The sequence below is a fragment of the Bradyrhizobium sp. UFLA01-814 genome (genome assembly GCF_046718885.1).
GTDB lineage: Bacteria > Pseudomonadota > Alphaproteobacteria > Rhizobiales > Xanthobacteraceae > Bradyrhizobium > Bradyrhizobium elkanii.
This window is the reverse complement of sequence record NZ_JAQOSR010000258.1, coordinates 1-8753: the sequence shown is the minus strand read 5'-3', so window position 1 is coordinate 8753 and position 8753 is coordinate 1. Positions and strand designations below refer to the sequence as shown.

Here is an 8753-nt window from a genome sequence, read left to right as displayed (position 1 = left end):
GACCAGGAAAAGCCCGGCCAGCCAAGTCACGATCATCGCGGGGTTGATGATCCCCTTCAAAAGCCGCCGCTCCATGACCTTGAAGGTCTCGGACTGCCTGGAGCCGACCTCGGCCTCGCAGTGATAGACGAACAGCCGCGGCAGATAGAGCATGCCGGCCATCCACGAGATCACAGCGACGATGTGCAGGGCCTTGACCCAGGCATAGATCGGCAGGGCGTTGATCCAGTCGAACATCGCAGTGATGCCTTTCGGGGGAACAGTTCGGGAGGGCTCAGCGTTGCGCGCAAGGCTTCGCCAGCGAGGGACGGATACATATCCGCACACACGGCTCTCCTAAACCTAATTAATTTTAGAATCTAAGGTTTGAGTCTTAATGGCGGTGAATTTGACTCATGCAATCCGGTCCAGCGGTTCTTGCGGGCTTGTTCACATCCCTCAACATTCCGCTCGACGGCGGCGGATATCCGGAATCTCTCGCAGGACTCAATTGGTTGCGCGCGTCTGTGGCCAGCTTATGAAGAGACAAATCCACACGGGTTCACTATCATCCCGTCTGTGACGTCGACTTATCCTATTGCGGGGTGCTGTGAAGAAAGGGACGAGATATACAGAGCCCGGGCGTCGGACCCGGATTCTTCTCCTCGACCTCCACAGGGATTCACAGGTTAGACAGGGGCTCTGGTGCCGACGACTTCCAATTATTTCCACCTGCATCTGGTGTCGGACTCGACCGGCGAGACGCTGATTACCGTGGCGCGCGCGGTCGCCGCGCAATACGCCAATGTGACCGCGGTCGAGCACGTCTATCCCCTGGTGCGTAGCCAGAAGCAGCTCGATCGCGTGCTCGACGAGATCGAGGAATCGCCCGGCATCGTCCTGTTCACGCTGCTGGAAAAGGATCTGGTCGGCCGGCTCGAGGGCAAGTGCAAGGAGATCAACGTTCCGAGCTTGTCGATCATCGGGCCTGTGATGCAGTTGTTCGAGGCGTATCTGGGTGCCGCGACGACCGGGCGCGTCGGCGCGCAGCACGTACTGAACGCGGAATATTTCCGTCGCATCGATGCGCTGAACTACACGATGATGCATGACGATGGTCAGCATGTCGAAGGCCTCGAGGAGGCCGATGTCGTGCTGGTCGGGGTATCCCGCACCTCGAAGACACCGACGTCGATCTATCTCGCCAACCGCGGCATCCGAACTGCAAATGTGCCGCTGGTGCCGGGCATCCCGCTGCCGCACCAGCTCGAGACCTTGAAGAAGCCGCTGGTGGTCAGCCTGCATGCGACGCCCGAGCGCCTGATCCAGGTCCGGCAGAACCGCCTGCTCACCATGGGCGACCGCGACAACGACACCTACATCGACAAGCAGTCGGTCGCCGACGAGGTCGCCTTTGCCCGGCGCCTCAGCGCGAAATTCAACTGGGCGCTGCTCGACGTCACGCGGCGTTCGATCGAGGAAACGGCTGCGGCGATCATGAAGCTCCATAACGACCGCCAGCGCGCGCGGCCGTCGGAATGATTCTCACGTCATGAGCATCTGGCGCGGCCCACAGAAGCTGATCCTCGCGTCGCAGAGCCGAGCGCGAAAGATGCTGCTTGAAAACGCCGGCCTCGATTTCGAGGCGCTGCCGGCCGACATCGACGAACGCGCAGTGCAGAAGAATTCCGGCCTTTCGGCGCCGGGCGAGATCGCGTTGCTCCTCGCGCGCGAGAAGGCGTTGTTCGTGTCCGGGCAGAGGCCCGGTCAATATGTCGTCGGCGCCGACCAGACGCTGGCGCTGGGGCAACGGATGTTCAGCAAGCCCGCCGGCCGCACGCAGGCTGCCGAGCAACTTAGCCTGCTCGCCGGACAGACCCATGAGCTGCATTCCGCCGTCTCGGTGGCACGCGATGGAAAGGTCCTGTTCGGCGATGTGAGCGTGGCCCGCATGACCATGCGGCGGCTCGCTGCCGGCGAGATCGAGAGCTATCTCGACCATGCCGGGGAGGCGGTGACGACCAGCGTCGGGGCCTACCAGCTCGAGGGCCTCGGCGTGCATCTGTTCGAGCGGATCGAAGGTGACCATTTCACCATCCTCGGCCTGCCGCTATTGTCGCTGCTGGCGTTCCTGCGCGGCGAGAAGCTGCTCGCGGTGTGAGGCGCGCAGGCGCGGCGACGAGAGAGATGCTGAACCGATGTTGATGCGATGCTGACACCATGTTGATTCTTGGACTGACCGGCTCGATCGGGATGGGGAAATCCACCACGGCCAAACTGTTCATGGAGGCCGGCGTGCCGGTGTACGACGCCGATGCGGCCGTGCATCAGCTCTATGAAGGCGAAGCCGCGCCGGCGATCGAGGCCGCCTTTCCCGGCACCACTGCCGGCGGCAAGGTCGATCGCACGAAACTGTCGGCGCGCGTGGTGCACGATCCTGCTGCGATGAAGCAGCTCGAGCAGATCGTGCATCCGATGCTCGGCGCGTCGCGCCAGAAATTCTTCGCCGATGCGGAAGCCGCAGGTAACCCGATCGTCGTTGTCGACGTGCCGCTATTGTTCGAGACCGGCGGCGAGAAGCGTGTCGATGCCGTCGTTGTCGTCACCACCTCGCCGGAACTGCAACGCGAGCGGGTGCTCGCCCGCGGCACGATGGATGCGGCCAAGCTCGACGCCATCATCGCCAAGCAGATGCCGGACGCCGAGAAGCGCAAGCGCGCGGATTTCATAGTGGATACCTCGCACGGACTCGATCCGGTGCGGGCGCGTATCCGCGACATTCTGGCTGAGGTCGTTAAGATGCCGAAGCGGCGCGCCTGATTCGCCCGCCTTTTCGGATTCATTCACGTCATGCGCGAAATCGTTCTCGATACCGAAACCACTGGCCTCGATCCGCTGCGCGGCGACCGGCTGGTGGAGATCGGCTGCGTCGAGATCTTCAACCGCATGCCGACCGGACAGACCTACCACGTCTACATCAATCCCGAGCGCGACATGCCGGCCGAAGCGTTCGCCGTGCATGGGCTGTCGACCGAGTTCCTGGCCTCCAAGCCGCTGTTCAACGAGGTGGTCGACGAGTTCCTGGCCTTCATCGGCGATACGCCGCTGGTGATCCACAACGCGTCGTTCGACATCAGCTTCATCAACGCCGAGCTCGACCGCATCAAGCGGAAGGCGATCCCGAAGGACCAGCTGGTCGATACGCTGCTGCTGGCACGGCGCAAGCATCCCGGCGTGTCGAACCGGCTCGACGATCTCTGCTCGCGATATCAGATCGACAATTCCCGCCGCACCAAGCACGGCGCCTTGCTCGACGCCGAGCTGCTGGCCGAGGTCTATATCGATCTGATCGGAGCGCGGCAGTCGCAGCTGATCCTGGCGTCGGAAACGTCGGATGCGCGCGCGGGCGGCCATAGTGGTGATACGCCGCGGCGGCAGCGCGAGACCCCGCTACTCGCGCGGGTCAGTGACGCCGATCGAGAGGCCCACCGGGCCTTCATCGCCACGCTCGGCGACAAGCCGATCTGGAACGATTACCTGCCGCCGCCAGCGCCTGCCGCAGCACCGGCGGCTTGATTCAAGACAGGTCGGGGCGCAGTTCCGTCATCCCCGCGCAAAGGCTTCGCCTTTGTCGCTGCAGGTGCGAGCTCTTGCGAGCCTCGAAGGATGCACGGCCCGGCTGGCGGCCGTCGATCCTTCGAGACGCCCGCAAGCGCGGGCTCCTCAGGATGACGGATCACACTTCCGCGCGTGTTACATTTTCTCGAGTTTAGAACTCAGCTCGGCTTGACGCCGGGAGCAGCCTGGGCGGCCGCCTGCCGCTCCATGTTCTGGCGGTAGAGACCGAGGAAATCGACGGGGTCGAGCAACAAAGGCGGGAAGCCGCCGTCGCGGACCGCGGTCGCGACGATCTCGCGTGCGAACGGGAACAGCAGCCGCGGGCACTCGATCATGACCAGCGGGTGCAGGTTCTCCTTCGGCACATTCACGATCCGGAAGACGCCGGCATAGGCGAGGTCGAAGCTGAACATCACCTTGCCTGCGGTCTCGGCCTTGCCCTCGATCGAGAGGATCACCTCGTACTCGTTCTCCGACAGGTTGTTGGCGGAGACGTTGATCTGGATGTTGATCGCCGGCTGCTGTTGCTGCTGGCCGAGCGAGGCCGGCGCATTCGGGTTTTCGAACGACAGGTCCTTGGTGTACTGCGCCAACACATTGAGCTGGGGAGCGGGCTGTTGTTCGACGGGGGCGCCGTTGCCATTGGTCATGAAAATGTCTCCTGGAGCAGCGCTCGATGGACAGAATGTCCGACGGCACGCGTTAAGGTGTTGAGAATGCCGATGCCGGGCGAGTGGCTATCATAGGCCCGGCTCGGTCCACAAGGACGACGAACGGGCGCGTTCCGGCGGGTCCGCGGCAAGTTCTCCCGGCAAAGGGCGGCGCGCGTGAGCCTGTCCAATCTCTTAACAGCTTCCTAAATTATTGAAGATACGCGATTTCCTGAAAGGAACGGTTTCCCCCGGGGGTCAAAACGCGCTACACTTGCCCGTGCCAAAAAGCGCCATTGGCCGGGCATAGTTTCGTGCCTACATCTGCGGACTCTATCGGTGATGTAATCTCTGCTGTTCCCGACCGGGAACGCTTTGACGGCCGGCCCGTTGCCGGCAGAGACCAGAAAGCGAATTCGACGTGGATATCTACACCATCATCTTCCTGGCGCTGGCCGTGTTTATCTTCCTGCGCCTGCGCAGCGTTCTCGGACAGCGCACGGGAAGCGAGCGGCCGCCTTATGATCGCGCCGCGCCCAACGTCGTGCAGCGCGGTCAGGATAACAACGTCGTTCCGATCCCGGGATCGGTGATCGACCAGCCGGCCTCGGCCGCGCCCGCCGAGCCGGTCGAACCGACGGAACACTGGAAGGGCATCGCCGAGCCCGGCACCCCACTGGCGCAGGGTCTCGACGCGGTGGCCGCCCAGGATTCCTCGTTCGATCCGCGGCATTTCCTCTCAGGCGCCCGCTCGGCCTATGAAATGATCGTGCTGGCCTTCGCCAATGGCGATCGCCGCGCGCTGCGCGATCTGCTGTCGACCGAGGTCTATGAAAGCTTCGAGGCCGCGATCAAGGATCGCGAGAAGCACGAGCAGAAGACCGAGACGCGGTTCGTCTCGATCGACAAGGCCGAGATCGTCAGCGCGGAGGCGCGCGACCGCTCGACCCAGCTCACCGTCCGCTTCGTGTCGCAGATGATCTCGGTCACGCGCGACAAGGCCGGCACCATCGTCGATGGCAGCCCGGACAAGGTCGCCGACATCACCGATATCTGGACATTCGCCCGCGACTCGACTTCCCGCGATCCGAATTGGAAGCTGGTTGGCACCGGAAGCGCTCACTAAGCATCTCAGCTACGGGCGGCTCGCAGTCGCGTGCTGCGCGCTCGCGGTGCTGTGCTCCACCGCAGCGATCGCCGCGCGCTACAGATCAAGCCGGCACCCTCCGCCGCGACACGAGCACAGCCACCCGATCCCCTATCCCAATCTGGAAATGCCGCTGCAGGTCAGCGGCAGCCAGTATGAGCCGCTCGCCTGGTCCAACGTCGAGGGCTGGCGCGCCGACGATCATCTCGCGGCCTACAAGGCGTTTCGCACCAGCTGCAAGCCGATCGCGGCCCAGCAGGGCGCGCCTGCCGATTCGAAAGCGCTCGGGAGCTCGCTGCGCGATCCCTGCCGGATTGCCAAGGGACTCGCGCTGAGCGATGGGGTCAAGGCGAAGGACTTCTTCGAGCAGAATTTCGTGCCGCTGCGCATCTCGCGGCTCGGCGAGGATGCCGGCTTCGTCACCGGTTACTACGAGCCGGTGCTCGATGGATCGCGGACCCAGACCGACGTCTACAACGTGCCGGTCTATCGCCGCCCGTCCAACCTGTTCGTGCGCGGCAAGACGCAGAATTCGGTCGGCCTGCCCAATGGCGGCGCGGTGTATCGCAAGATCGGCCGGCGCAAGCTCGTGCCCTATTACGACCGCGGCCAGATCGAGGACGGCGCGATCGCCGGCCGCGGGCTCGAGATCTGCTGGCTGAAGAGCCAGACCGATCTCCTGTTCGCGCAGATCCAGGGCTCGGCGCGGATCAAGCTCGAGGACGGCACCACGCTGCGCATCAATTACGATGCGCATAATGGTTATCCCTATACGCCGGTCGGACGCGTCCTGATCGACCGCGGCATCATCCCGAAGGATCAGATGTCGATGCAGAAGATCAGGGAGTGGATGGAGCAGAACCCTGACGGCGCCAACGACCTGCGGCGGCAGAACCGTTCCTACGTCTTCTTCCGCGAGGTCCCGCTGTCCGACAAGGACGAGGCCGTCGGCGCGCAGGGCGTGCCGCTGACGCCGGGCCGCTCGATCGCGGTCGACAAGGCGCTGCATGTCTACGGCACGCCGTTCTTCATCGCCGGCGAGCTGCCGATCGAATCCGAACAGTCGAAGACGCCGTTCCACCGGCTGATGATCGCGCAGGACACTGGCTCTGCGATCGTCGGCCCGGCGCGCGCCGATCTTTATTTCGGCGCCGGTGCGGATGCCGGGAAGGTCTCGGGCCGGCTGCGGCACAACATGCAATTCGTCATGCTGGTGCCGAGGGGTCTCGACCCCGTCGCGCGCGGCCACAGGCTGCCTGTTCCGGATGAGCGGCCCTCGGCCAAGATCGCAAAGCTGTTTCCGCAGACCGAGCCGCCGAAGGACAAGCCGGCGGCGAAGGCTGCGGATGTGCCGACCGCCGGTATCGCCAAAAGCGCGGCGAAAGATGCGGCCACCAGCGCCGCCAAGAACCCGGCCGCGAAGGATGTCGCGCCTGCAGCGCCTGCAGCAACGACCCCTGTCGCGCAGGCCGCACCTGTGGCAGAACCGGTGCCGTTGCCGGTCGCCCGGCCCGATATTCCGCAACCGGAGAAGCGGCGCTTCCGGCGCTATCGCCATCACCGCGATCAATGAAACGTCCCGCGCCGATCCCCGATCTGTCCGCTCTGCCGCGGCGCAAGCGCGCGCTGAGCGAAGAGGAGCGTGCGCTCTGGGAGAGCGTGGCAAAGCAGGTCAAGCCGCTGCGCAAGCGGCCCGCCGCCGCGAAGGCCCACGCCGTCGCCTCTGATCCGGCCGTCCATCACGGCGCGGCCAAATCCATCCCGGTCAAGCCGGCGACAACGGTCAAGGCTGCGCCGGCGCAACGCCCGCACGTGCCGCCGCTAGCGCCGATCGGACGCCGCGAACGCGCAAAGTTGTCGCGCGGCCGGCAGGAGATCGATGCGCGGCTTGATCTGCACGGCATGACGCAGAGGCGCGCGCATCGCATGCTGTTCACCTTCCTGCAGCGCGCGCACAGCGACGGGCTCACTTTCGTGCTCGTCATCACCGGCAAGGGCAAGGTCGGTGGCCTCGATTCCGAACGCGGCGTGCTGCGCCGCCAGGTTCCGGAATGGCTCAGCCTGCCGGAATTCCGCTCGTTGGTCGTCGGCTTCGAGGAAGCGCATATCGGCCATGGCGGCGAGGGCGCGCTTTACGTGCGTGTCCGGCGCGCGCGCTGAGCTTGATCAAAGAAAATGTTAGAACGGCCTGACGATCCCGACGCGCGGGATCAGCGTCACGATCCAGCCGAGGATTGTGGTCTTGCTATCGTCTGACGGGATCACCGGCACATCCTTCGACGCCGGCAGCATCCTGGTGGCATGCAGCATCAGGAACATGCAGACCGCCCAGTTCGAGATCCAGCGCGAATAGTCGAACACCGTCACGAACATCACGAAATAGCCGGCGCTGATCACAACGAGCGCGCCGAGCACGATCCGGCGATGCAGGTCGCTCGCGAGCGCGCCAATCAGTCGCGCGAAATAGCGCCACAGCGGCGTGTGCAGCCAGATCAGCAGCGCAAACACCGGAACGCCCAGGATGTTCGAGGGCATGCGTGCCCAGGTGTCGGCGAACTCCTTCGACAGCGGCTGGTACCAGATGTAGCCGAACTGAAGCAGGTCGGTGCGTGCCGGATCGGCCATCCGGCTCTGCAGATGACGGATGAATTCGTCATAGGGCACGTCGACCGTGCCGGCGAATTGCGCGACCAGGAACAGGATGCCGACTCCTGCGAGCGCCGCGATGCCGATTGCGGCGCTGCGTGGCGTGACGCGTTGCACCAGATAAAAGCGCAGCACCACGATCGCCGCGATGGTCGGCACATACATCAGGACGAAGATATGATGGACCAGGATCAGCAGGATCGAGAACAGCGCGGCAATCAGCACATACACCACTGAGCGCGCCGGGATCAGCAGCAGCACGATCGTCAGCGCACAGCCATAGATGTCGAAATGGCCGAGCGTGTGCATGAAGTTCTTCAGGAAGAACGGCGAGCCCGCGATGAAGACGAACAACGGCCAATGCGCGTCGTTGAAGCCGAATGTGCGGCGGAACAGTTTGATGAACAGTCCGAGCGTCAGCAGCCAGATCGCGCCGGCCAGCGCGAACACCAGCCATACGGGCACCTTGTCGGTGAACAGCCACACGATCGCCCCGACCAGCGCGCGCTTGGTGAAGCCGTAATGATAGTCGACCAGCAGATGGATGTAGGGAACGAAGGGCGGCAGCGCGATCTTGTGCAGGAACACGCCGACCAGCACGGCCGCATTGACGGCCAGCATCAGGCGCCAGGGGTTTTGCCACACCCGCAGATTCATCGATCGCCCACTCTCGTCGTCCCGGGCAAGCGAAGCGCGACCCGGGACCCATAACC

10 protein-coding genes are annotated in these 8753 nt (G+C 64.1%); 7 read left to right on the top strand and 3 right to left on the bottom strand.

From position 1 onward, the window contains the following. A partial coding sequence (locus PMN64_RS40490) for a CopD family protein (RefSeq protein ID WP_411784784.1) occupies window positions 1-237 on the bottom strand: 237 nt, incomplete at its 3' end. A gap of 447 nt (window positions 238-684) precedes the next feature. Between PMN64_RS40490 and PMN64_RS40485 the strand changes: the two genes are divergently transcribed. The 4 genes from PMN64_RS40485 to dnaQ are packed head-to-tail and all read left to right on the top strand — an operon-like array spanning window position 685 to window position 3555. Then, a complete protein-coding gene (locus tag PMN64_RS40485) occupies window positions 685-1521 on the top strand; it encodes a pyruvate, water dikinase regulatory protein (RefSeq protein ID WP_028341996.1) in 837 nt (278 codons plus the stop codon). A 10-nt stretch (window positions 1522-1531) separates the two neighbouring features. Beyond that, a complete protein-coding gene (locus PMN64_RS40480; protein ID WP_411784783.1) occupies window positions 1532-2140 on the top strand; it encodes a Maf family protein in 609 nt (202 codons plus the stop codon). A 59-nt stretch (window positions 2141-2199) separates the two neighbouring features. Next, complete coding sequence (gene coaE, locus PMN64_RS40475) at window positions 2200-2799, top strand: dephospho-CoA kinase (RefSeq protein ID WP_028341994.1); 600 nt, start codon at window positions 2200-2202, stop codon at window positions 2797-2799. A 30-nt stretch (window positions 2800-2829) separates the two neighbouring features. Then, window positions 2830-3555: a DNA polymerase III subunit epsilon gene (gene dnaQ / locus PMN64_RS40470; RefSeq protein WP_028341993.1), complete on the top strand. Its 726-nt coding sequence runs from the start codon at window positions 2830-2832 to the stop codon at window positions 3553-3555. Window positions 3556-3755: 200 nt separating this feature from the next. Here dnaQ and secB read toward each other — a convergent pair whose 3' ends face one another. After that, a complete protein-coding gene (gene secB, locus PMN64_RS40465) occupies window positions 3756-4247 on the bottom strand; it encodes a protein-export chaperone SecB (protein WP_028341992.1) in 492 nt (163 codons plus the stop codon). A gap of 421 nt (window positions 4248-4668) precedes the next feature. On the opposite strand from secB, the gene PMN64_RS40460 reads away from it, so the two are divergent. From PMN64_RS40460 to PMN64_RS40450, 3 genes are read left to right on the top strand one after another with little or no spacing between them, the layout of a single operon-like run. Then, window positions 4669-5373: a Tim44/TimA family putative adaptor protein gene (locus tag PMN64_RS40460; protein ID WP_028341991.1), complete on the top strand. Its 705-nt coding sequence runs from the start codon at window positions 4669-4671 to the stop codon at window positions 5371-5373. Then, window positions 5351-6967 (top strand): murein transglycosylase A, encoded by a 1617-nt coding sequence (locus PMN64_RS40455; protein ID WP_411784782.1) that lies wholly within the window; start codon window positions 5351-5353, stop codon window positions 6965-6967. Before PMN64_RS40460 ends, PMN64_RS40455 begins: the two co-directional genes overlap by 23 nt. Further along, window positions 6964-7554 carry a Smr/MutS family protein gene (locus tag PMN64_RS40450; protein WP_411784781.1) on the top strand — a complete coding sequence of 197 codons (591 nt, stop codon included), beginning with the start codon at window positions 6964-6966 and terminating at the stop codon, window positions 7552-7554. The genes PMN64_RS40455 and PMN64_RS40450 overlap by 4 nt, the downstream gene beginning before the upstream one ends. 18 nt (window positions 7555-7572) lie before the next feature. Here PMN64_RS40450 and PMN64_RS40445 read toward each other — a convergent pair whose 3' ends face one another. Beyond that, entirely contained in the window at window positions 7573-8697 is a 1125-nt protein-coding gene (locus tag PMN64_RS40445) for a hypothetical protein (protein WP_411784785.1), read from the bottom strand. Window positions 8698-8753: the final 56 nt, after the last annotated feature.

Coding starts and splice junctions, on each gene's coding strand:
- PMN64_RS40480 (WP_411784783.1), top strand. CDS start 1,532: ATGAGCATCTGGCGCGGCCCACAGAAGCTGATCCTCGCGTCGCAGAGC.
- coaE (WP_028341994.1), top strand. CDS start 2,200: ATGTTGATTCTTGGACTGACCGGCTCGATCGGGATGGGGAAATCCACC.
- dnaQ (WP_028341993.1), top strand. CDS start 2,830: ATGCGCGAAATCGTTCTCGATACCGAAACCACTGGCCTCGATCCGCTG.
- secB (WP_028341992.1), bottom strand. CDS start 4,247: ATGACCAATGGCAACGGCGCCCCCGTCGAACAACAGCCCGCTCCCCAG.
- PMN64_RS40450 (WP_411784781.1), top strand. CDS start 6,964: ATGAAACGTCCCGCGCCGATCCCCGATCTGTCCGCTCTGCCGCGGCGC.
- PMN64_RS40445 (WP_411784785.1), bottom strand. CDS start 8,697: ATGAATCTGCGGGTGTGGCAAAACCCCTGGCGCCTGATGCTGGCCGTC.